Annotated in this window: 24 protein-coding genes; 1 reads left to right on the top strand and 23 read right to left on the bottom strand. The window is 41.6% G+C overall.

The window, feature by feature from the left end; all coding sequences use genetic code 11:
- Window positions 1-8: 8 nt before the first annotated feature.
- From P0M11_RS12830 to P0M11_RS12760, 15 genes are all read right to left on the bottom strand, one after another.
- On the bottom strand, window positions 9-1,070 hold the full coding sequence (locus P0M11_RS12830; protein WP_209816073.1) for a class I fructose-bisphosphate aldolase: 1,062 nt from the start codon (window positions 1,068-1,070) through the stop codon (window positions 9-11).
- A gap of 152 nt (window positions 1,071-1,222) precedes the next feature.
- A complete protein-coding gene (locus tag P0M11_RS12825; RefSeq protein ID WP_209816072.1) occupies window positions 1,223-2,254 on the bottom strand; it encodes a type II glyceraldehyde-3-phosphate dehydrogenase in 1,032 nt (343 codons plus the stop codon).
- A gap of 67 nt (window positions 2,255-2,321) precedes the next feature.
- Window positions 2,322-3,395 (bottom strand): hypothetical protein, encoded by a 1,074-nt coding sequence (locus P0M11_RS12820; protein WP_275626027.1) that lies wholly within the window; start codon window positions 3,393-3,395, stop codon window positions 2,322-2,324.
- A 100-nt stretch (window positions 3,396-3,495) separates the two neighbouring features.
- Window positions 3,496-3,567 carry a four-helix bundle copper-binding protein gene (locus P0M11_RS13330; RefSeq protein WP_236628125.1) on the bottom strand — a complete coding sequence of 24 codons (72 nt, stop codon included), beginning with the start codon at window positions 3,565-3,567 and terminating at the stop codon, window positions 3,496-3,498.
- Between the two features lie 502 nt (window positions 3,568-4,069).
- Window positions 4,070-4,321: a heavy-metal-associated domain-containing protein gene (locus tag P0M11_RS12810; RefSeq protein WP_209816070.1), complete on the bottom strand. Its 252-nt coding sequence runs from the start codon at window positions 4,319-4,321 to the stop codon at window positions 4,070-4,072.
- 332 nt (window positions 4,322-4,653) lie between these two features.
- Window positions 4,654-5,223 carry a helix-turn-helix domain-containing protein gene (locus P0M11_RS12805; protein WP_059333873.1) on the bottom strand — a complete coding sequence of 190 codons (570 nt, stop codon included), beginning with the start codon at window positions 5,221-5,223 and terminating at the stop codon, window positions 4,654-4,656.
- Window positions 5,224-5,343: 120 nt separating this feature from the next.
- Window positions 5,344-5,805: a heme-binding domain-containing protein gene (locus P0M11_RS12800; protein ID WP_072997246.1), complete on the bottom strand. Its 462-nt coding sequence runs from the start codon at window positions 5,803-5,805 to the stop codon at window positions 5,344-5,346.
- Between the two features lies 1 nt (window position 5,806).
- Window positions 5,807-7,012 (bottom strand): efflux RND transporter periplasmic adaptor subunit, encoded by a 1,206-nt coding sequence (locus tag P0M11_RS12795; protein WP_089819485.1) that lies wholly within the window; start codon window positions 7,010-7,012, stop codon window positions 5,807-5,809.
- A gap of 11 nt (window positions 7,013-7,023) precedes the next feature.
- Complete coding sequence (locus P0M11_RS12790; protein ID WP_245169167.1) at window positions 7,024-8,274, bottom strand: efflux RND transporter periplasmic adaptor subunit; 1,251 nt, start codon at window positions 8,272-8,274, stop codon at window positions 7,024-7,026.
- Window positions 8,271-9,518 (bottom strand): TolC family protein, encoded by a 1,248-nt coding sequence (locus P0M11_RS12785; RefSeq protein ID WP_275626026.1) that lies wholly within the window; start codon window positions 9,516-9,518, stop codon window positions 8,271-8,273. The genes P0M11_RS12790 and P0M11_RS12785 overlap by 4 nt, the downstream gene beginning before the upstream one ends.
- A 17-nt stretch (window positions 9,519-9,535) precedes the next feature.
- Window positions 9,536-11,488 carry an efflux RND transporter permease subunit gene (locus P0M11_RS12780; RefSeq protein WP_275626025.1) on the bottom strand — a complete coding sequence of 651 codons (1,953 nt, stop codon included), beginning with the start codon at window positions 11,486-11,488 and terminating at the stop codon, window positions 9,536-9,538.
- A 2-nt stretch (window positions 11,489-11,490) separates the two neighbouring features.
- Window positions 11,491-12,774, bottom strand: a complete 1,284-nt coding sequence (locus tag P0M11_RS12775; protein ID WP_089819482.1) for an efflux RND transporter permease subunit — start codon at window positions 12,772-12,774, stop codon at window positions 11,491-11,493.
- 14 nt (window positions 12,775-12,788) lie between these two features.
- Entirely contained in the window at window positions 12,789-13,412 is a 624-nt protein-coding gene (locus tag P0M11_RS12770) for a DUF3347 domain-containing protein (protein WP_123266438.1), read from the bottom strand.
- A 19-nt stretch (window positions 13,413-13,431) separates the two neighbouring features.
- Complete coding sequence (locus P0M11_RS12765) at window positions 13,432-13,818, bottom strand: hypothetical protein (RefSeq protein ID WP_034871896.1); 387 nt, start codon at window positions 13,816-13,818, stop codon at window positions 13,432-13,434.
- A 935-nt stretch (window positions 13,819-14,753) separates the two neighbouring features.
- Entirely contained in the window at window positions 14,754-14,978 is a 225-nt protein-coding gene (locus P0M11_RS12760) for a hypothetical protein (RefSeq protein ID WP_275626024.1), read from the bottom strand.
- 172 nt (window positions 14,979-15,150) lie between these two features.
- Between P0M11_RS12760 and P0M11_RS12755 the strand changes: the two genes are divergently transcribed.
- A complete protein-coding gene (locus P0M11_RS12755; protein ID WP_275626023.1) occupies window positions 15,151-16,068 on the top strand; it encodes a lytic transglycosylase domain-containing protein in 918 nt (305 codons plus the stop codon).
- Window positions 16,069-16,117: 49 nt separating this feature from the next.
- Here P0M11_RS12755 and P0M11_RS12750 read toward each other — a convergent pair whose 3' ends face one another.
- Genes P0M11_RS12750 through P0M11_RS12715 form a run of 8 tightly spaced genes read right to left on the bottom strand, consistent with a single transcriptional unit; the run spans window position 16,118 to window position 21,863 of the window.
- The gene (locus tag P0M11_RS12750) at window positions 16,118-16,582 is read right to left on the bottom strand and encodes a hypothetical protein (protein ID WP_275626022.1); all 465 of its coding nucleotides are present in this window, start codon (window positions 16,580-16,582) and stop codon (window positions 16,118-16,120) included.
- Between the two features lie 24 nt (window positions 16,583-16,606).
- On the bottom strand, window positions 16,607-17,683 hold the full coding sequence (locus P0M11_RS12745; RefSeq protein WP_275626021.1) for a hypothetical protein: 1,077 nt from the start codon (window positions 17,681-17,683) through the stop codon (window positions 16,607-16,609).
- A gap of 26 nt (window positions 17,684-17,709) precedes the next feature.
- A complete protein-coding gene (locus P0M11_RS12740) occupies window positions 17,710-18,279 on the bottom strand; it encodes a hypothetical protein (protein ID WP_275626020.1) in 570 nt (189 codons plus the stop codon).
- A 12-nt stretch (window positions 18,280-18,291) separates the two neighbouring features.
- Entirely contained in the window at window positions 18,292-18,843 is a 552-nt protein-coding gene (locus P0M11_RS12735; protein WP_275626019.1) for a DUF4138 domain-containing protein, read from the bottom strand.
- A gap of 6 nt (window positions 18,844-18,849) precedes the next feature.
- Complete coding sequence (gene traM / locus P0M11_RS12730; protein WP_275626018.1) at window positions 18,850-19,893, bottom strand: conjugative transposon protein TraM; 1,044 nt, start codon at window positions 19,891-19,893, stop codon at window positions 18,850-18,852.
- Window positions 19,894-19,895: 2 nt separating this feature from the next.
- Window positions 19,896-20,594: a hypothetical protein gene (locus P0M11_RS12725; protein ID WP_158065541.1), complete on the bottom strand. Its 699-nt coding sequence runs from the start codon at window positions 20,592-20,594 to the stop codon at window positions 19,896-19,898.
- Between the two features lie 6 nt (window positions 20,595-20,600).
- Window positions 20,601-21,401 carry a hypothetical protein gene (locus P0M11_RS12720; protein ID WP_275626017.1) on the bottom strand — a complete coding sequence of 267 codons (801 nt, stop codon included), beginning with the start codon at window positions 21,399-21,401 and terminating at the stop codon, window positions 20,601-20,603.
- A 3-nt stretch (window positions 21,402-21,404) separates the two neighbouring features.
- Window positions 21,405-21,863 (bottom strand): hypothetical protein, encoded by a 459-nt coding sequence (locus tag P0M11_RS12715; RefSeq protein WP_275626016.1) that lies wholly within the window; start codon window positions 21,861-21,863, stop codon window positions 21,405-21,407.
- Window positions 21,864-21,872 lie beyond the last annotated feature (9 nt).

The following is a 21,872-nucleotide window of genomic DNA, read 5'->3' as shown; positions in this document are numbered from 1 at the left end:
AACTTATTTTAGGCAACTGTTATCTTATTATCGAGATATACACTCTGTACCCTTTGTAGCAAGTTCACACCGTCTTTAAACGGGCGCTGAAATGCCTTCCGACCCATAATCAGTCCAGTGCCGCCCGCTCTTTTGTTGATGACCGCTGTTGTAATGGCCTCAACCAGATCTGACTCACCTTTTGAATCGCCACCGGAGTTAATTAATCCGATTTTGCCCATGTAACAGTTCGCTACCTGCAACCTGCAGAGGTCAATCGGGTGGGGAGTTGTTAATGCCTCATACATCGCGTCATCGTATTTACCGAATTTAATGTTTTTGAATCCAAAATTATTTGTCGGCAATTTTTGTTTAATAATATCAGCTTGAATTGTTACTCCGATATGATTGGCTTGTCCTGTTAAATCCGCAGCGGAGTGATAATCCTGATCTGCTGTTTTAAATGCCTCATTTCGAAGATAGCACCATAATATAGTCGCCATACCGAGCTGATGGGCGTGCTCAAACGCCTCGGCAATTTCTTTGATCTGTCTGTCGCTTTCTTCGGAACCAAAATAGATGGTTGCTCCTATGGCAAGGGCCCCCATATCCCAGGCGTTTTTAACTTTTCCAAATAGCGTTTGGTCATATTTATTTGGAAAGCTCAGTAATTCATTGTGGTTAATCTTTACAATGAAAGGGATTCTGTGCGCATATTTTCGGGCATTCAAGGCTAACCCGCCGAAGGTAGAAGCCACACCGTTACAGCCGGCTTCGAGTGCAAGTTTTAAAATGTTTTCAGGGTCGAAATAGTCGGGGTTTTTATAAAATGAGTATACAGCACTATGCTCAATACCCTGATCAACAGGAAGAATGCTCAGATAACCCGTGCCGCCAAGATTTCCCTGACCGTAAAGTTGAGCGAGACTCCGCAGAACCTGCGGGTTTCTGTTGCTATCGCCAAAAACCTTTTCCAGACTGTATTTGCCTGGAGTCAGCAGTTCATCTTTTGTAATTTTTTGGCAAACGTGATCCAAATAGAAGGCGGCCTTCTTGCCTAATAGGTCTGCAATGTTATCGTTCATTTTCATTTTTTTTAAACTTTAATTTAATCCCTAAATTTCTATTTGTTTTAGAAATAGACATTTGCGGAAGTGCGCGTCTTACAAATATTTGCAGGGTACAAAACCATTTTCCTTAACATTCCGTTTTATTAATTTGAAAATTTACTTTTTGCTTACTCCTAATAAAAACTCTGTTTAACTCCAAGGCTTTCGTTGGTCTTTATTATTGACTTTTCAGCATCTGGTTCAATTCCGGTTAAGGCACGGATTGCGTCAATGGTTTCGGGGATTACGATAGCCTGATTATCGACTAGGTAAGCATAGAACACTTCATCTCCAACCACTTTCAGCATGTCTTGCCACAAGGCTACTTCATACATATCTCCATAAGGGCGGCCTATTGCAAGCATTAATTCCTTAACTGTATTATTAGCGGCTAACTCATCGCTGTATTTAATCATTGCAATTCTGGTAGATTTATTGAACGCATCCAAAACTTCTTCCTTATCGGCCTTTCTGGTCAACTGTACATTCCAGTAATGTAGGTGGCTTAACGTTTCCGGTACTTTAACTGCTGATGTGATAACGTCAAAAGAGGGGTCAACGGATTGCGCATCCGGCCCCTGATGACTTGGTATATCTTTTTCGGGAACCAGGGTATTCATAATCCCGGTCAAATGACTTTCCCATGGGTCGGTTGCACGACGAAGTAGAGTACCTCTTGCTTTTAAGAGCAAGCCTGCATTCTTCAGGGCGGTTAATGTTCTCACAATGGATGTAGTGTTGCAGGAAACTACTCTTGTAGCATCAAGGTTAAGTGCAGTGGCATAGTTGTTTTCGGCACTAAAGGAATGACCGGTTGTTTCATGCTTTTCACCTCCCTGTAAAATAAACTTTTTACCAAGTTTTTTATAAAGCTCTATATTTTGAGCAGCGATTTTCTTGGGTGTGCAATCCACAATAATATCTGATGATGCAAGCAGGTCGTTCACTGTGCCTGATGAATTTATTCCGGCTTCGTTCATCTTAATTTGAAAAGTATCATCGGAAGCAAACACAGGATATTTTTTTAATACCGCCATTTGAATGCGCCAGTCAGTTACCACATCACATACACCTGACAGTTCCATGTCTTCCTGCATCTGTACGGCATCGGCAACCCGTTTGCCAATGACACCATATCCGTTTACGGCTACTTTAATCTTTTCCATAATAAATTTATTTAGCTTAATTTATATAAATTGATATTACTAGAACGTTCTTTGATATCTATTTCCTTTAATATCCTGGCATACCGCCAGTTTCAAACCAATAGCTTATTCCATTAGGGCCTTTGCCAACCGGGATTGTGTGGATTACTTTTTGACTTGCCACATCAATCACAGAAACTGTATTGTCTATAGTATTTGTTACATAAACTGATTTGCCGTCGTTGCTTGCTACAACACCGTGTGCCTTCTTACCAACTTTAATGGTACTTATCACTTTTGCGTTTGGTATGTCTATTACATAAATCTCGTTTGAAACCGGTCTTCCGAGTAACTCTCCTTGGTCAGCCACATACAGTAACTTACTATCAGGGGTAGCATACAACTGAATTGGACCTTGAGCAGTAGCAGGTAATGGTATTCTGTTTAGTTGACCATTTTTAAGGTCATACTGTATCACCTCTTTTGTGTCGTATAAAGAGATGAAAATAAATTTATCATCACGGGTAACTGCCACCTGTGGAGCTATTCCGCCAAGAGGAATATCAGTTACTTTGCCATCAGCTACAGTAATGACAGACATGCTTTTTCCGTCCATATTGGCTACATACAATTTGCCATTAGCGTAGCGCAAACCATGTGGTGCATGTTTTGCACCTAAATCAAACTTCCGTACCACCTGATAGGTCGTTGCATCTACTTGTATGACCTCATTCGTTGCACCTGCGGTTACAAATGCATTCTTTGATTGATCGTCTAAAACTACATGGGCCACGTGTAGATCTTTACCTAACAGCACACGCTCTTTTATTGTACCGCTGTTTGGGTCAATAACTATTAAGTAATTTGTTTTACTGCTGTCCATACCTGCTGCCGCCACCCAAACAGATTTTCCATTGGGGGCCACCTGAACATTATGGGCCATAAACATAGTTCCGGCGCTATCACTTAAGTCAATGCTTGTAGTTTTTAAGCTATCCTGAAGATCAATAACTGAAACACTGCCTCCGGCTTCATTGGCTACATAAACTTTAGCCCTTGGCAATGAAGATGGTTTATCAGTATTACTACTATTGGTATTGCTATTATCGTTATTGCCGCAACTGCTGACCATAACAAATAGCATGGTCAATATGACAACCAATGTCGGGGTAAAAAATTTTTTTATTTAATAGATTTTAATTTGGTCGTTAGGATGTAGATAAAAAAGAGTGGCAATCATTTAAATCACCACCCGTTTTAAATTACGCTGCCATTTTCCGGCATTCTTCGGCGCATTTTCTGCAAGCTTCTGCACATTCACGGCAATGATCCATTCCATGTTGTGCATGTTTTTCACATTCTGCAGCACATGCTTCACAGATGTCGGCACAAATACGGCAAATGTCTTTTGCTTTGTCGCTGCCGAGGCTCATTAACTGTGCTGATGCATAGCAGATCGCTGCGCATTCCATGTCTAACTGAATGCATCTCGCCATCATTTTTACATCTTCTTCCTGAGTGCATGATGAAGCACAGTGATTACATATTGCAGCACATTTTAAACATGCTTCAATACAACTTTGGTACGTGTGATAACCTGTCATAATTGTTGGTTTTTATGTTAATAAATAGGTTGGTTTTTTCAATAAATATGCAGTTCCTGCGCTAATACTGTCGCAATCATAAGTGCGTTTGATCAGCCAAGCCATTGCTGGCTACTTTGATTTTTTTAAAAAAAAATTTAGTTGCTTCTTTCACATAGTTTTTAGCGGAGCATTTCTACCGTTATCGTTCCCATAGTACTAACATTATACTTGCCCGCGCAGTTCATACTTTTCAACAGCAACAGGAGCCGCCAGACTTTTTTAAATTCTCATCTACGGAAGCGCCGGCAATACTATAACCTACTTTCGCCAAGGCTTGCGTTAACTGCGCTGTATTAATCGATTTCTCTGCTTCAATAACTGCGCTCGGTGGATGCAGACTCGCTTTTACATTCTGTACGCCATCAATTTCTTTCAACGCTTTTTCGACATTTTTAACGCAGCCTTCGCAGGACATTCCTGTTATTTCAATTTGTTGTTTCATTTTGGTTGATTTTATTATTTTATACATTGTAAATTTCCCACTATCCGTTTAAAATACGTTCTGTGAGCCGTATTTTGACCAAACTCGTGTTGCAATAAAGTAGTTTTTGAAAGCGAGCTGGTTGTAATTACTACTGTAAAAGTACAAGTTTCTTAAACGGATGTTCTGCATAATTTTCGTTAGTTTCTGTATAATTTCGCTTTGAAAAAAAGGCCAAGTAACATCAAAACTATACCTGAAGTTTATCGAGAGTTGCGCAAACGTCCCTGTGATTGCCGTTTCTATTTCGCAACTATTTCCTATTTATAATTTCATACGCCTAAGTTCTAAGGTTAACTAATTTCATCATAGGGTCTTCGATTGGCTAGTTCAGCATTTTTATACTCAGTCATGCTCTCTCCGGTAATCTCTTTAAACTGTCTAGATAGGTGGTTGACGCTGCTGTAATCCAGGAGATGCCCTATTTCTGAAAAGGTGTACTGCCTGAGTTGAATAAGTTGTTTTACTTTCTCAATTTTTAATTTAATAAAATATTTTTCGAGCGTTGTATTTTCAAAGTGTGAGAACAACTTGCTCAGTGACTTATATTCGTGGTTGAACTCCGTGCTTAAAATTTGAGATAGGTTTACCGTGGAATCGAGAGGGGGCTCTTCTATTTTACAAAGCAAAAAATGTTTAATTTTTTCGACGAGCACTTCCTCTGGACTATGGATTATTTCAAATTTATTGGTATGGAGAACGCTTTCAATTTTCGCCAAGATTTCAGTATGATTACCAGCCATCTCGTCGATTACCAATACCCCGAGTTCAATTGATGAAACCTTAATTCCCAGTTGTTCAAGCTCTTGCCTAAGCACTTTGAGACATCGGCTGCAAACCATATTTTTAATATTTAATTTCATCACGTTGTTTTTAATTTTTGTTGATTCTACAGCACAGTCTTTTCCGATCCTTTTTTATTCTAAACGACCATTTCTGATACTCTAAAGACCACAGGCGAGCGTCATTTCTTATGTTCTGCGTTACTTACTATATTCGTTGTCACGAAAAAAATCTAACAGTTCTTTTTTTTCATCCGCTGATAATCTGGCGTTTCCGTGCATCATGCGGTATGATCTTAAAGGCATTTCGTCTTTTTCAATCTGGCTGATGATGCTTTTTATTTTCGCTTTTTTCCGTCTTTTTGAATAGTTATTGAACTCATCAAAATTGAGTTCGTCTCTCCCTTTTTTAATATGCTGCGCCATAAACCAAGCGCCGGGCTGCAATTCTGAATACCACGGATATCGGCTGTTGTTGGAATGACAGTCATAGCAGGAAACTTTCAGAATAGCAGCCACGTTGGCGGGCACCTTTTCGGTTTTTTCAAAACTTTGACCGGGCGGAACGGTGGAGACATTACGCTCCACCGGTATGACCTGAATGACTAAAACAATAGCCACCACTAGCACCGCCAGCCAGCCTATCATATTCAATTTTCTCATATTACATTGTGCTCATATCGTGACCCGCCATGGGATCGACCCCTTTCTTGAATATATATTCACTGTTCAGCAGATAGGCCCCGGAAACCACTACTTCGTCACCCGACTTGATTCCGGAGGTAATTTCTATTCTGTCTTCATACTCCAGACCCGTTTCCACCATTCTGTTGACGAAGGTGTTCTTCGCGGTTTTCACCCACACCGTGGAGGATTTACCATCTCTAATCACCGCATCCACAGGCATGGAAAGGCCATCACGGGATTTGTTTTCCACCAGAACATATACCGGCATTCCGGGTTTCAGCAGATTTCCTTTGTTAGGCACGGAAACGCGAACCAGATTTATCCTGCTGGAAGCGCTGATTTCTGGGTTTGTAAAATCAATCTTCCCATTAATCTTCAAATTATCCAGATCGGGAATATACACGGTAACTTTGCTGTCTTTCTGAAGGAGAGCCATTTGAGAGGAATAGACCTGCGCTTCCGCCCACAGCGATGAAAGATCTGCCAGATTCACGATGGTGCCACCTTCTGCAAGATAATCGCCTTCGGCAATGCTCAGATCGGTGATGTAACCGGCTGCATTGCTGAACACAGTGGTGGTAGGTGTGGCTTTTCCTGATCTTTCCAGCTGTTTGATCTGGCTTTCCGACATTCCCCATAAATAAAGCTTGTTTCGGGAACTTTGGAGCAGCTGGTCAAAATCAATGGACGTATTGCCGACGAAGAGCTTGCGTCTTTCTAATGCCAGCAAATATTCCTGCTTTGCATTATTGAGTTCTTCACTGTAAATATCGACCAACGGCGCCCCCTTCGGAACAAAATCGCCAATGTTTTTATAATACAACCGTTCAACTCTACCCATTACTCTTGAACTTACTGCCTGCATTTGGTACTGATTAAAATTGAGTGTTCCGGTCAGCGTAAGTTTATCAGCCATAGACCCATCTGATAGCGCGACTGTTTTGATATTCCCAAGTTTAACCTGCTCGTCATTCAAAATAATTTCGTTAGGATCAGCATTCTTTTTCTTCTCGACAGGCACCAAATCCATGTGACAAATCGGGCATTTTCCGGGTTTATCGGAGACTACCTGTGGGTGCATGGAACAGGTGTAGTATATATCGTGGCCGGCATGAGGATCTTCCTCCTTTTTACAGGAGTAAAGAAAAACCAGCAAGGCCAGCATTAAAATATTGAATTTCATCTTATCAATTTTTATCTGTTAATTTTTATGAAACTTTCGCTGTCCATCAGGTACTGTGCATTTTCGGCAACTCCATCTTCAGGAAGCAAACCACTGATGATCTGAATTTTATCGCCTACCACCGCGCCGGTAACAACTTTATGGGCAATAAAACCGCCTTCTACTTTTTTGAACGCGATTTTATCAATCCCTAAAGAAACCACCGCTGATTTCGGCAGCCAGTCTGCCATTCTATTGTGGCTCATAATCTCCGCCTTAACCTGACTTCCGACAGGAATTTTTGCGGTGGAATTATCAAAATAGACGCGCGCCGTTACGGTTTTGCTGCCCTGTCTGAAAAAGGGTTCAATAAAACCGATGGTTCCTTTGAAGCGGTTATCCGGATTGGCTTCCGGGATGATCATGACTGACTGTCCTTTGCTGACCAGCGCGATGTCTTCAGAAAAAATATTGATCAGGGCCCAGGTTCTGTTGGGATTGAAGACACTGAAAATATTCTGTCCTTTTTGAAGATACATTCCTTCCTTCAGAGGTAATTCAGCGGTAACTGCCGTATTTGAAGCCATTGCGGGAGCGGGTTGCTGTGCTGAAGCCATGGATCCTGCCGATCCTGCCTGCTGAATGTGTCCGCTGTAATTGCTGAAAACCGGAACTGTGAGATCAGGTTTTCCTCTCTGTATGACTTTCTGAATCTGTGAAGCCGGCATTCCCAAAAGAAGGAGTTTTTGGCGTGAAGCATCAATCATCGTTTTGTTTGAGCGGTCATTTTTCAGAACAAAGAGTAGGTTTTGCTGCGCGGTTAACAGTTCCGGGCTGTATATATCTAAAATGCGCTGGCCTTTGGACACTTTCTGGTATTTATACCGCACATAGAGTTTTTCGATACGGCCCGCAACGCGTGAGGAAATACTGCCAATCTGTCGAGTATCGTATTCTACCGTCCCTAAAGCATCGACCGTGGTCGGGATGTTTTCCTTTTTTAACTTTACGACCGGCAATTCCGAGACAACAAATTCATTGGTTGGTTTCAGCAGATCGTCGAGTTTAATCCCCTCTTCCTTTCTTTCAGGGGCATCTTTCAGGACCAAATCCATACCGCATTTCGGACACTGGCCAGGTTTGTCTGAGATCACTTCCGGATGCATCGGACAGGTATAAGTATGCATTGCAGCTTCTGCCGAGTGCTTATCTTCCCAGAACTTTAATTTATCACACGCCGTCAAACCCAACAAAAGCATGGTGAATATTATAATTTTTCTCATCTTCTTTCAATTAAGCGGTCAATTTCAGTTTGCGTCTGCAGTGCTTTGGTAAGGATTTCTAAATATTCCAACTGGGTCATATTCAGCTGTTCCCAAGCATCATATAACATGAAGAGTTCTTCCGTATTCTGCTCGTAGCCCAACTGCATGGATTTGTAGTTGTTTTTTAAGGCCGGAATGATAGTGTCTTCATAGAGTTTGAGCTGATTTTTATTCAGATCCAGTTCATTGCGCATTCCGTAGGCCATTCCGCTGTATTCGTTGACCATCATTTCTTTCTGTGCCTGCAAGGCTTCTTCTTTCAGTTTGAGGCTTTCAATATTGGCTTTATTCATGCCTGAAGCCCAGGAAACAAACGGCAGTTTTGCCATCAGCATCAGGGAAAACTGCATGGGCTGGCCGCCAAAACCGAACATGTTTTCGAACCGCACGCCGAATTCCGGCTTCAGATTCTGTTGTTCGAGATCCTGTTTCAGTTTTGCAATATTGATTTCCCGGTCGATGCCGCGGAGATCACTTCTGTTCTGATAAAAGAGATCCTGACCAAATGCCTCGAGAGAATAATCATTTAGGTTGTATTCCGGTTCAATCTCCAGCGGTGCGAGCGCATCTCTTCCCATGAGGGCATTCAACCGGATCCGGTTGACGCGGAGGTCATTCTCGTACATGAGCTGCATGTTTTTGGCGCTTCCGATGGCGGCTTTGGCTTTGTAATAGGCAGATATTTTGGAAAGCCCGTTTTTGTATCGGATCTCGGCGTTTCTGATCATGAAATCCAGCATCTTTTCGTTTTCCTTTACGACCTTCAGCTTTTTATCCAGGACTATTGAACTGTAATACAGTTTTTTTGCATCCTGAAAGTTTTCATTGAGGGCGGCATAGAGTTTTTCCTTTTCTACGGAAGACATTGCCTTCATCAGATTCTCGTTGGCATCGAGTTTCTTTCTGTTGGGAAACATCTGTTCTACCGAAACTGCTACTGAGCCCATACCGAGCATATCGCCATCGCGTTGCCAGAGTTTTGGATTATAAGGTGTCATAAACAACCCGGCTCCAACGGTTGGTGGCATCCAGCTTCTTGCGCCTTTGGCCGCAGCGTCCATTGACCGCACTTCCGCATTATACATTTTAACCACAGGATGGTTGGCTGCAATACTGTCCATTACTGCCGGCAACGGCATCCGCTGAGCATAACTGGTGGTGCAGAGCAAAGCAAGTACTCCTGTTATTATGAATTTTATCATTTTGTAATAATTAAGGATTAATGGGAAGCGTCGAGGACGTCAATTTTCCCCAGTTTATTCAGTTCCCATTCTTTCTGCATGTAAAAGATAATTGGGGTTACCAACAGGATGTGAATTGCGGAAGTAAAAACGCCACCCACCATCGGTAATACGATTGGTTTCATCATATCACTTCCAACGCCGTGACTCCACAGGATGGGAACCAGTCCAAAAAGGGTAACACACACTGTCATAATTTTAGGTCTTAATCTTTTCGCTGCTCCATTGATGACGTACTCCCGAAGTTCTTCATTGGTAATGGTCTCCCGTGAGTTGCCGTTCTTCGTGGTAAGCTGAATCATGGCATCGTTCAGGTAAATGACCATCACGATTCCGGTTTCTACCGCAAGTCCGAACAGTGCAATAAATCCGACTGCTACTGCTACGGAGAGATTAACACCCCAAAGCGAAATCATGAATACACCGCCAATTAAGGCAAAAGGAATACTGATGAGATTAAAGAAAGCTTCGCGGTAGGAATTGAATGCAAAGTACATGGAAAGAAAGATCACGATTAATACCAGTGGCATAATCATCTTTAAGGTCTGCTCGCCGCGAATCAGGTTTTCATACTGGCCGCTCCATTCCACGAAATAGCCTTTGGGCATTTTGTTCACCATGTTATTGAGTTTTGCCTGGGCTTCTTCTACGGTGCTGCCCAAATCCCGGTCACGGACGTTGAACAGAACGGTTCCGCGCAACATTGCGTTTTCAGAATTGATCATTGGAGGACCTTCTGTAAGGCGAATGTCCGCCACTGCACTCAGCGGAATGGAACCAAATTCCATCGTCTGCATGGGCAGCCTTCTGAGTGACTCCAAATTATTTCTGAAATCCTGGCCGTACCTGGCGTTTACCGAAAAGCGCTGTCGGCCTTCAACGGTTGTGGTGAGTTTCATTCCGCCGAGGGCACTTTCCACGACGGCATTTACATCATCCACACTTAGCCCGTATCTTCCTATTTCTTCGCGTTTTACTTCAATATCCACATATTTCCCGCCGGTGATGGGTTCTACGTACATGTCTTTAATTCCTTCAATACCGGTGAGCTCCTTTTTTATTTTTTCGGAAAGGACGGCGATACTGTCCAGGTTCTGTCCGTACACTTTTACGCCCACATCCGTTCTAATCCCTGTTGAAAGCATATTGATCCGGTTGGAAATCGGCATGGTCCAGCCATTTGTTACGCCGGGAATCTGCAGTTTGGCATTCAATTCATTAATAAGATCGTCTTTTGTAAGGCCGTCGCGCCATTCGTCCTGAGGTTTCAACAGAATAATGGTTTCAATCATGGAGATGGGTGAATTATCTGTCGCCGTGTTTGCTCTTCCGGCTTTTCCGAGGACATGATCCACTTCCGGAACTCCTTTAATGATTTTATCCTGCACCTGAAGTAATCTTTTGGCTTCAGAGTTCGAAATATCAGGCAAAGTGACCGGCATAAAGAGTAGTGAGCCTTCATCTAAGGGCGGCATAAACTCACGGCCGAGGTTCATAATTAAAGGGATGCTGATAAGAAGGGCAAGAATATTAATGCCAAGCGTTGTTTTTTTCCATTCCATGCACCAGCGAATGATGGGTTCGTATATCCGCTCAAGCCCTCTGTTTATCGGGTTTTTATTGTCATCCTTAAACTTTCCTTTCATGAAAAAAGAGATAAGCACCGGCGCAAGGGTAAGTACCAGGATCGCATCAACGATCAGTATAAAGGTTTTGGTGTACGCCAGCGGGTGAAAAAGTTTACCTTCCTGACCTGTCAACATAAATACGGGGAGAAAGGAAACCACGATAATCACCGTAGAGAAAAAGACCCCTCTGGATACCTGTAAGGATGATTTTTCGATAATCTTCATCCGAATATCTTCGGGAATTTTAACGTAACTCTCTTTGTCTTTTTTTCTGAATATATTTTTAAACCAGTTGGTTTTCATTGTTATGGGTTTTTATTTTGTTGATGGTTCTGCCAATCGGAGAGATTTTTATAGGCATTTTCGGACATGATAATTCCGTTATCTACAATCACCCCAATTGCCAGTGCAATTCCGGTAAGCGACATAATATTGGATGAAAGTCCAAACGCATTGAGCAGAATAAAGCTGATGGCAATAGTGACCGGAATCTGAATAATGATACTGAATGCACTTCGCCAGTGAAACAGGAACAGAATAACAATGATGGCGACCACGATGATCTCTTCGATCAGCTTGGTTTTGATATTGTCTATTGCCCCTTCAATAAGGGTACTGCGGTCGTACGATGTCTTGAAGGTGACGCCTTCAGGGAGTCCTTTTTCAACGTCCTTCATTTTCTCTTTCACATCGTTGATGACCTTATCTGCATTTTCGCCATACCTTGCCACTACGATACCGCCCACGACTTCGCCTTCACCGTCTGCATCAAAAATACCCAGACGCAAATCACCACCCATCTGTACAGAACCAATGTCTTTCACCCGCACAGGAATTCCGTTGTAATTTCCCAAAGCAATTTCCTCGATATCGGCTACGTTCTTGATATAACCCAGGCCGCGAATGATATAGGCCATATCGGCCATCTCAAATTTACGTCCGCCCACATCATTATTGTTGGCTTTCACTTTGTTCATAACATCCATGAGGGATACGTTATAGTACTGGAGTTTTACAGGATCTACAATGAGTTGGTACTGTTTTTCGAAGCCGCCAAAGGAGGCTACTTCCGCCACACCGGGAACCGTCTGAAGCGCAAACTTTACATACCAGTCCTGAAGGGCACGCTGGTCTCCCAAATCCATTTTGGGTGCATCGAAATGATACCAGAAGACGTGACCTACACCGGTGCCATCCGGTCCGAGAGTAGGGGTAACATCCTGCGGGAGTAAGCGCTGCGCATAATTGAGCCGTTCCATTACCCTGGTTCTGGCCCAATATATGTCCACATTATCTTCGAAAATGACATACACGAAACTCATCCCAAACATAGAGGAAGCCCGGATATTTTTGATTTTCGGAATGCCCTGAAGGTTGCTGACCAGCGGGAAAGTCACCTGATCTTCAATAATCTGGGGACTTCTGCCCATCCACTCCGTAAAAACGATGACCTGGTTCTCACTCAGATCCGGAATTGCATCGATGGGATTGTCCCTTACCGCAAAAATACCCCAGATAAAAAGGCCGATTGCTATCAGCAAAACGAAATACCTGTTGCGGAGGGACAGTTTGATTAAATTTTGAATCATGGTTCTGTACGGTTTTACTTAATTTCTTCCTGAACCTCGCCACATGAAAGCATTTCTTTGCCGTAATAAGGATTCTTCACCTCACGTGAATCGCTAAGCCAGAAGGCCCCTTTGTTATCATTATACATCGGGCAGAATACTTTGTACACCGGTTTTGGAGTTCCGAAATCTTTCAGCAGGTCGTAAAAATCTGCGCTCATTAAATCCAGATGTTCGCGCTGATGATCAATCTTTCCGGCGTTATCTGCAATGTGCTCGGCGTGTTCACTGATGCTTGATTCGAGGTCAGCAAATTCTTTTTTCTGTTCAGCAGAAAAACCGTTTATGTCTATTTTGGGAAAAGAAGCGAGGATCCCTTTGGCTGCACTCACCGCTTCTTTATCATCATCACCGGACAACGCGAATGTAAGGTGGGTGTAATGAGAATAGAGCTCCGTAAGGTCAGCGGTAGTTTTTTTGGCGGCGGTCACGGTTACCTTAGCATCCATTGCCATATTGTCCATCGCTGAACTGTCCGACATCGTGCTCATATCATGCTGCATTGATGTTTCAGTGGATTTTTTCTGTTCTTTGTTTTCTTTACAGGAAGAGAGTGCAAAAGTGCAGATTGCCAAAAGGCTGAATAGTATTGTTTTCATTATTTTATAAGTTTAAAGGTTATTTATTATTAAAAAAGGCTTCGTAGTTTGCTTTATTTTCGAAGTACACGACATTATCATTTTTATCAGAGATTGCAATAATTGCGGTTGCTTTATCGATGAGTTGATGAGATATCGGATCATACGCCATGCGGGCATTTTCTTCCTGTGGGATTCTGAGTTTGCAGTTTTCACAGCAACCGTAGTAGGTTTTGCCGTCATGCTTTACTTCGAGCTGCTTTTTGCCCATGTAGGCGTTGTTTACCATACAGACCTGGTCGTGGGGGACAATATCGCCGGTCTTGAACTGTGCATTGGTAATTTGGGTAGTTTCTGCTTTTGAATTGGTGCAGGAAACGAGGAACACTGCTACAAAAGCCAGTATTCCTAAAAGAATATTCTTCATTAAATTATCGTTAAAGGTTAATTTTGAGCCTCCGTCTTGAGAGACTGTGTACGAAAATCCTGATCTTCAAGTTGTTCTTTAAAGAACATTCTTTTCTAAAAGATTACTTAAACGAGAAGTGGAAGTTCGAAGGGACATTCAGCACCGCTAAATAATCTGCGGAAAGTGTCATAAACACTTCACGACCAGACACAATTCGGGCTGTAAAAGAAGATCTTAACCTATTTTGGGCGGTTCCCAAATGGTATGGAATCCACCGGAGTAATGGGGATTCTGATAAAAGAAATTAGAATTTTTGTCATCGTAACCGGACGCTTCGTTTTTAGAATCCTCTAAAAATTTGCTGTATGCTAGAATGGTATACTGAGCAGTGCTGCAAAGGTTACCGCTGCAATTTCCTGAGCATCCATCGGTTTGACAATTGTGTGATTTTGGGTGACAGCATTCTTCTTTGCAATCCCCGCTGTCGCAAGACGGCTGTATCTGTGCGAATGACTGTTTTATGAAAGTTTGCGAACTGGTCGCGGTTTTAATAACCTGCTTCTCCTTTTTACTGCAAGCCTGAGAAATCCCTGGCGCCAGAAATAACGCGAGTGTAAGGGAAAGCAACAGTATTTTAAAATTTCCGACCATTGTAAGTAAACAGCACAAAGATAGGGAATTATTTTCACCTTAATAAAGCTTTTCGATGGAAAAAGCGAACGGAAGCCCGCTTTGTTTAAAATTTCATTTTATAAATCCCTACTGCATTTAAATATTGCAAGAAGGACCACGCCTACGTACCACAACAAACTGCAAACTCGGAAAAAAGAATAAAGATCACCGTGTTGATCCTAGCTGTGTGCCAGATAAACACCCTGAGTCTGACAAACTTTTTTCGCCTACGTTGCCGCGTCGTTCATCGTAAATACCACAAAGAATAAAGATAAGGAGTATTATGGGTCTATACTCTTTTTACTTTCCTCTCCCAACAGATGATCGAATGCCTGATTCATGTCGAGTCCCTGCTTGCGAAGGTACATGAAGTACCGGGTAGATTTGCTTTTGAAAAAAGAGTTTTCTATATAATAAACACCTTTAGGATTACATTTTACGTAATTGCTTAATTCTCCCAGGTTAGCCTTGAAGTTTAAAAACTTACGCATTTTTATTCCACTCATCTTTAAAGTATTTGTAGATCTTAAGTAGATCTGAAAACCAAATACTAATTATTTGTCCCGCAAATCCCTTTGTAAAAGTAGAAAAAAATCTCATTTCAAAATACTTAGTTTCAAAAATAGCATTTTTTACCTCCTAAAATGGAGTAAAGTTGTCTATATTTGGAAAAGCATCATGAAGAATAGTTGGTTTACCGTCTTAGTTTTGTTTTCTGCTACAATATCCGCCCAGAACCTTATTGTGGTTGAGAATGGTGAAGCATTCATAAAGCATGATCACAACTTCATAAGAAACTTGGGCCGCCTAAATGGAAGTAGTGAGAGTTTCGAAAGCCACCTCAATTTATTTACTTTTAAAGAACGTTTTGAATTTCTGAATCAGAACACCGCATTAAACATTGATTATAACAATGTGACCTACACGTATGTGAAAAAGTTTCTTTCCTATCGTTGGTACCCTAAAATTATTGGGCTTTCTGTCTATTATTTTCCACTGTTCGAAAGCAAACTAGACAAATATGGAGTACCCCGAGAACTGAAATATCTGGCGGTAGTAGAAAGCGCATTAAATCCCAGAGCAGGATCCTGGGCAGGTGCCTCTGGGCTGTGGCAATTTATGCCCGCCACCGGAGCCGAATATGGATTGCGGAGAACCCAATATGTAAACACCTTCCATGACCCCATGAGCAATGCAGATGCTGCAGCACGCTATCTTCGTGACCTACATAAAATATATAAAGACTGGAACCTGGCCATCTCAGCCTACAATTGCGGTCCGGGCAATGTAAACCGCGCTATAAAAAAAGCAGGTAGCCGTAACTATTGGCAAATTCGCCCTTATCTTCCAAAAGAAACTCAAGCCTATTTACCTTCGTTTATTGCGGTTAATTACATCTTCAATTTTTACAGAGCGCATCAGATGCAACCGAACTATTTCAAATACAGTTTCTTTGACCTGAAAATTATCAAAGTACATGCGGACACAAACTTTCAGGAACTTTCCAGGAAATTCGATATAAATATTTTAAGGTTTGCGAACCCACAGTTCAGCTCAGATCATATACCAGCAGGCAGCATTGTTTATGTTAAATAAAAACGGGAAGATATTTTCTCCTCCCGTTTTTGGTTTTATTGTCAAGTAATTAATAGTTCTTCGTATATACCAACAGGGTAGGGGCCCCCTGTTGCTTCTCTACATTAATTGTGATATTTAGCTTCTTCATCGGAAATTCGTTTCTACCCACAAACAACTGAGGTTGGACATCTAATTGGTCAAAATCAAGGCTATTCACAGGAGTAGTCGGAATGAAGGTATAATTATAAATAGGTTCATTGAAGGGACTTCCGTGCGGATTATCATTTTCTGCTTTAACTACCATATCAATCTTCGTGATGGGGTATGGCTCTGTGAGCGTACCGGAAAAATTAATTTTTTTTAGGTATAATCTGTCATTATCAGATTTCTGAAAGTACATAACTCCTTCAATCGGCGACTGTGGTACGTTAAAATTTTCGGTATAATCCGTTAATACCGGTTCGCCAGAATCTTCTCTGCAGGAGGTTGTGACAAACAATAATGCTAGAAGAACAAATGCTAGATTTTTCATAAGACTAAATTGAAAGGATTTAAATTAAAAAATGATGTTTGGTGTAACTATTTGCGAAAATGAATTGCCCTGCGTATCGAAAAAAGTAACCGTATATTTTTCTTCAAGAAGGTTGATCCCATTACCCGCCTGAAAGTCTGCAATATTATTAAACCAATTGGTCAGGTTAATAACCTGTTGAGGAGATGGTGGCGTATAGTGAAACGTTTTAGTCACAATAGCATAGCTGGGACCGTTAGAATTACTGTTACGCCTGTAGTATTCCAGCTCAATACCGGTAATCTGAGCATTCTCCCTTGTCTTTGCCTGTAAATTTAAAGTAGCATGGTTAGCATAGAGACAGCAACCACTCTGGGATTTTTGCACAACCAAGAAGGGTGGGCTTATGAAGCCAAAGAAACTGGAAGTATAATTAATTAAAATTTCTTTCTCCAAACCGTAGTTATTCCTTGCTGTCAGTTTCACCTTCACCAAGCCCACCGATGTCGGGGTAAAGGTTAGAATACTAGTGCCGTTTTGAAAGGGAGAATAGGTGTTTAGTGGAATGTTAAAAGTACCCTGCCCATCCATCAATTCGGCTTTCACGTGAAAAGATTGGGTAGTGTTTCCTCCATCAAGAACGACAGTAATAACGTCTGACATATTAATATCCTTTTCGGTAGAGGTAGCATTGGCTGAAAAATTAAAATCAGGAACCTGCACATATTCGAGTTCGAAAATTTCCTCTTTGGAAAATCCTTTACTGTTCTTAATGATGAATTTCAGATTGTGAATTCCCTGCTCGGTGCCGATGTATTCAAAAGTATTGTTCTGGCTGATCAACTCATATTCGGTATTAGGATTCAGGGTATTTCCATTAAGCTTCAGAACCCCGTTCTTATCGGACGAGAAAGAAAAAGATGTATCTAGGCTGGAAAATGCATAATCCGGCATAATATTCATCTTCAAAGTGTTTAAATCTCCTACATTCTTTTTAATAAAATTGTAGTCTCTCTCTACCTTAAAGCTAAACTGGGCGCTGTCGTCGGTTATCGTGCTGTCCTCTCTGCAGGATATGAATAAAAGTAAAAAGGCTAAAAAAGTAACTCCCATATTCTTCATAATGTCTCCTTTTAATAATTAATATTTTAATTGAATGAATATTTAAGTCCGCCAAAAACACCATAGTTGCTCTTGGAAAAACTGCTTTTCAAATCGTAATACTGAGTGTAATTGACCAATAGCGAAACCTTTCTGGCAAGGAAAATCTCCAGTTCTGCACTTCCGGACAAACCGTAGATAAACCCTTTTATATCGCCCGGGATCACTGAGCTATAAAGGGGGCTTCTTGTAATACCGTTATTAACTTGTTCGTAAGCCCCATAAGCCCCGGCCCATCCATTAAGGAGCACGGGAAAAAGTCCTTCGTAACTGTATCCCGCTGCTACATTAAGTCCATACTTTTGATAGGGCAGGAACTGCTGATCAAACATTTCTACACTATAATTATGGTAAAAAGCCTCTGCTTTCCCGAGTATTCCTTTGGAGCCGATCACTTTGCCATAGCCTAACTTAGCCATGGGACCTACTGAAAGATCATCTTGGCCCGGCATAATTCCGTACTCTGCATGAATCCATGACTGGGCGTCACGCCGCCCCTGTGAGTTAATTGTAATTCCAAGAAGAATCAAAGTCAATACTATTATTCTTTCTCTCATATCTTACTATTATTAATTTACAAATTCTGCCTGCGAAATTTGCTTTGGAGTCACCGTTAAAACGATTGTCCTTTCACCGTCAGTTTCCGTCATAATGAACAGGAGATTTTTATTGTCGGCAATGGTAAATTTGTCAAAGACATAAACTATCTTCTGCGAGCTTTTCTTACTTATAGTTTGGGGTTGGTTAGTGTAAATTGGGACATATACTTTCTCTTCCGTCTCAATCTCTCTTCTCCGTGTTTCTAGGGGACTGGTGATAAACGAAATGCTTTCAATATCATAGCTTATATTTTTCCTGTTTTGAATCTCAAACAGTAAATATATTTTGCCCGCTCCGGTATAAACACCCTTCACATATCCTTCAATTCCCCGAACCAATGCGCTGTTTCTGTTCTTGATCCAGCCCCTTTCCTTAAGGACATTTCTGGCTATGATTTCATGCTTTTGAGAAGTATCTGGAGACCCCGCGGAGTCCTTTCCAGTGGTTGAGTCTATTTGGTTTTGCTGCGCAATACCATAAACGGCACAATTAAAAAAAAGAATTATGGCTAATTTTCTCATGGTTTACTAAAAAACTACAATTGTACATTCAATATTCGCTGAAAGCTTGATTCGGTTATCGGAAGATCTGCTTCCGGAACTGCTTATCGTTCCACCTATTATTCCGCCTAGAACCGGTATCCTGCTCGCTTGGTTTCCTACCATATCTCGGGCTCTGTTACCCACAGCACTGGTTGTATTATCACTGCTGATACCTCCGGAAATTGGGAGTCCCAACATACCATCTGAGCCATAGAGTTGGAGTTGGGCGGGGATAATCTTATTTTTGATCTTAACTGTAGAGAAATTAACATCCAGTCTGCCGTTATTCTCGCTGGCAACACCAGTTACAATCTGTCCCTTTGCTGTTTCCACATTGTTGATTACAGCCGGCTCCAGAAGGACAAAAGACAGACTTCTGCCCGGAGTCGCATATCCATGCGATATAAGTTTTGCACGTACCTGTTTACCATCAGTTATTCTCTTTTCCGAAGGATAAGATGAAAAGGGCTGCACGTAACCGTTATTCTTAACAGGATGCTGATCATCAGATAACGGGGAGACTGTTTCTTCTTTGGGAGCTTGATAGTTCCTTATTTCAGTGTAGCCAATGGAGTTATTCTTGGGTTCCTGCCCTTGCCACATAGAATAATCACCATAGGTGCTGTGGGAATTATAATTATTTCCTCCTGAACGTGCGGCCGAGGAGGGCTGAACGCTGTACACGGGTTCAGAATACGTTGATTCCTGATAAGTACCTCCAGAAAGAGCAGTGGGAGTATCTTCAGAGCCATCTGATTCGGAGCTGCCAAAAAGATGATCCAGGGTTGAATTAAGCGATGAAGTGTCTTTTCTTCCTAACTGATTGGCTTCTGTTCTACTATTGTACTTTTTTGCTTCCGCAGCATCCGGATTGCTTATTTCAGCCACATTGGGTTCCATATCATTGCCACTCCACACTACAACTCCAAGAATAAGTAGGAAGGAAAACAGACCCGCCACCGAATACACAATGATCTTCCGTCTTTCCAATTCGGATTTACCTCTCCAAAAGTGTTTTATCTTATCCATCTTCACCGAATTGTAGGATTAATATGTTCTCTTCTAATACTGTCCTGGATCTGTATTTGTTGCTCGGTCGGAGGGTCTACCTTTACAAGGTTTTCTACAAAATTGGTTATTAGATAACCAAACGGGTTGTAAGGATAGTTGATGTTCACTTTAGTCATTCGCATCTGTACATCCGCCCTGTAGAATTCTTCATTTCTTCCGTTTACCCTTTTTACCAGGACAGAAAAATCCAGATTCGGGCTGTCATCAATATTGCTAATATTCCAGCTGTCGGGAAGAATCTCGGCCTTTTGCACCAAGCCGTTAATGGAAAGAAAATCATTGTAATAACCTTTATTGTCTTTGTCCTTTATAATTTTGGTCGGCTGTTCGCCAACGAGCCAAAGAGCTTTTTCCTTTTTCTCTTTAATACTGTATTGATCCAGATCATAAAAATTCTTGACAAAATAATCTGCGTTGGATTTCAACACTTTTACCTTGTCTGTTCGGCTAGAAACAAGACTGAGCGGAATAAGATCTCCGCTGTTATTGATAGTGAATATTTTGTTGGTGCTGTCTGAGTAAATAGCCAGGGATACATACAGCATTGAAAGAACTGAAATAGTGCTGACAATGACCACCCCCCAAACCGTCCGGTGGTTCTTACGCATCTCACTGTAAATGTCCTTACCGATTTTTATCTCTGCTTTGTCATTTTTCATTTGCTCTTAATTAAAAAAGTTTCTTACCTCCCTGGTCACTATGGCAAAGAGTGAAAACTTCACCATGAATGATATCAGCAGCGCACCTATGGAGTAACCAAAAAGCAGTCGCAAATCGGTATCATAATTAATCTGATTGATGGTTAGCCCAATACGTTCCTGTACGAATGTAAATATGGTATCCGTAAACTTTAATATCGCGGTATACGCAACTCCCAGGAAAAATAGGCCTATGTATATTTTAACCCACCGCAGCAGCATATCCGGGTCATTCTTAATAGTGGAGAAAGCAATTGCAAAGGGGAAGATCACCTTAAACAGCTGAAGCAAGAATACTCTCTGCACCAGATACATCCCAACCACACCCATATCCAGAATTCGAAGCAGTTCCTGGAAGAAAGTCATCAGTCCCGCGGTTAAATAAAGAGGAAGCAGCGAAATATAGAATGACATCTTATCGAATACGTCCATTTCCGAAACGCCTTCTTCAATCTTAGATAAGTATTGCTTAATTGCGCCGTCTGGCAGAGCCTGTGGTGTGGTAAGGCTTAAATCTATCCCCGCAAACATCGTTTCTATAGCATTTACGATCCAGTCCGACCCCACAATGAGTAACCCGTAACCAATGATATTCATTATACCACCTATCTTAGGCGCCTCCGGATTCTCACCTGTAATCAGAAAATTGCTGACTACCCGAATCAGAATGATTGTCATAGCCAAACTCTTGGCACCAACAACCGTGACACTGAATAGGGTAGTGCTCGATATTAGTTTATTAAGGTCTATCAGCCAGGAGTAATCCATATTTTAATAGCTCATCTTAATAAGTTTAACTCTTATTTCTGCATTTGCTGTTTTTACCTTCTTTAATTCGTTTTCCATAATCTGGATCCTCTCACCGTCGGTCATTTCAAAAAGATTATCGTTAAGAAGGGCCTGAACAGTCTTTACGCTTCCGGAAATTTGACGGAGGTTGGTCTCCACTTCTTTCAGACTGAATCTTCCGCCTTTAGCTTTACGCAAACATAAATTGGCGTTGTTTATGGCTTGCTTCTGATGGTTAATCATGTTTTGAAGCTGACCCATCTGCCGGACATACGAATTCACTTTTTTATATTTTTCATACCCCTCCTTCATCAGTTTATAGGATTGCTGCAATTGGGTAAGTTGCTGGGTAGACTGCGAAATCTGAATTCCCAGGTTGGCATTTGCCGTAGCGTCGGTTACAGGTATTTGGCCGTACAGCAGACTTCCTATAATCATCATTAGTATTAA

Source organism: Kaistella sp. PBT33-4 (genome assembly GCF_029194425.1).
GTDB lineage: Bacteria > Bacteroidota > Bacteroidia > Flavobacteriales > Weeksellaceae > Marnyiella.
The sequence above is the reverse complement of the archived record's forward strand: the minus strand, read 5'-3'. Positions and strand labels throughout refer to the sequence as shown.

What these genes read in the sequence shown, in the direction of transcription:
- P0M11_RS12830 (WP_209816073.1), bottom strand. Translation starts at nt 1,070, where the DNA reads ATGAAAATGAACGATAACATTGCAGACCTATTAGGCAAGAAGGCCGCC.
- P0M11_RS12825 (WP_209816072.1), bottom strand. Translation starts at nt 2,254, where the DNA reads ATGGAAAAGATTAAAGTAGCCGTAAACGGATATGGTGTCATTGGCAAA.
- P0M11_RS12810 (WP_209816070.1), bottom strand. Translation starts at nt 4,321, where the DNA reads ATGAAACAACAAATTGAAATAACAGGAATGTCCTGCGAAGGCTGCGTT.
- P0M11_RS12805 (WP_059333873.1), bottom strand. Translation starts at nt 5,223, where the DNA reads ATGAAATTAAATATTAAAAATATGGTTTGCAGCCGATGTCTCAAAGTG.
- P0M11_RS12800 (WP_072997246.1), bottom strand. Translation starts at nt 5,805, where the DNA reads ATGAGAAAATTGAATATGATAGGCTGGCTGGCGGTGCTAGTGGTGGCT.
- P0M11_RS12795 (WP_089819485.1), bottom strand. Translation starts at nt 7,012, where the DNA reads ATGAAATTCAATATTTTAATGCTGGCCTTGCTGGTTTTTCTTTACTCC.
- P0M11_RS12790 (WP_245169167.1), bottom strand. Translation starts at nt 8,274, where the DNA reads ATGAGAAAAATTATAATATTCACCATGCTTTTGTTGGGTTTGACGGCG.
- P0M11_RS12785 (WP_275626026.1), bottom strand. Translation starts at nt 9,518, where the DNA reads ATGATAAAATTCATAATAACAGGAGTACTTGCTTTGCTCTGCACCACC.
- P0M11_RS12780 (WP_275626025.1), bottom strand. Translation starts at nt 11,488, where the DNA reads ATGAAAACCAACTGGTTTAAAAATATATTCAGAAAAAAAGACAAAGAG.
- P0M11_RS12775 (WP_089819482.1), bottom strand. Translation starts at nt 12,774, where the DNA reads ATGATTCAAAATTTAATCAAACTGTCCCTCCGCAACAGGTATTTCGTT.
- P0M11_RS12770 (WP_123266438.1), bottom strand. Translation starts at nt 13,412, where the DNA reads ATGAAAACAATACTATTCAGCCTTTTGGCAATCTGCACTTTTGCACTC.
- P0M11_RS12765 (WP_034871896.1), bottom strand. Translation starts at nt 13,818, where the DNA reads ATGAAGAATATTCTTTTAGGAATACTGGCTTTTGTAGCAGTGTTCCTC.
- P0M11_RS12760 (WP_275626024.1), bottom strand. Translation starts at nt 14,978, where the DNA reads ATGAGTGGAATAAAAATGCGTAAGTTTTTAAACTTCAAGGCTAACCTG.
- P0M11_RS12755 (WP_275626023.1), top strand. Translation starts at nt 15,151, where the DNA reads ATGAAGAATAGTTGGTTTACCGTCTTAGTTTTGTTTTCTGCTACAATA.
- P0M11_RS12750 (WP_275626022.1), bottom strand. Translation starts at nt 16,582, where the DNA reads ATGAAAAATCTAGCATTTGTTCTTCTAGCATTATTGTTTGTCACAACC.
- P0M11_RS12745 (WP_275626021.1), bottom strand. Translation starts at nt 17,683, where the DNA reads ATGAAGAATATGGGAGTTACTTTTTTAGCCTTTTTACTTTTATTCATA.
- P0M11_RS12740 (WP_275626020.1), bottom strand. Translation starts at nt 18,279, where the DNA reads ATGAGAGAAAGAATAATAGTATTGACTTTGATTCTTCTTGGAATTACA.
- P0M11_RS12735 (WP_275626019.1), bottom strand. Translation starts at nt 18,843, where the DNA reads ATGAGAAAATTAGCCATAATTCTTTTTTTTAATTGTGCCGTTTATGGT.
- traM (WP_275626018.1), bottom strand. Translation starts at nt 19,893, where the DNA reads ATGGATAAGATAAAACACTTTTGGAGAGGTAAATCCGAATTGGAAAGA.
- P0M11_RS12725 (WP_158065541.1), bottom strand. Translation starts at nt 20,594, where the DNA reads ATGAAAAATGACAAAGCAGAGATAAAAATCGGTAAGGACATTTACAGT.
- P0M11_RS12720 (WP_275626017.1), bottom strand. Translation starts at nt 21,401, where the DNA reads ATGGATTACTCCTGGCTGATAGACCTTAATAAACTAATATCGAGCACT.
- P0M11_RS12715 (WP_275626016.1), bottom strand. Translation starts at nt 21,863, where the DNA reads ATGATGATTATAGGAAGTCTGCTGTACGGCCAAATACCTGTAACCGAC.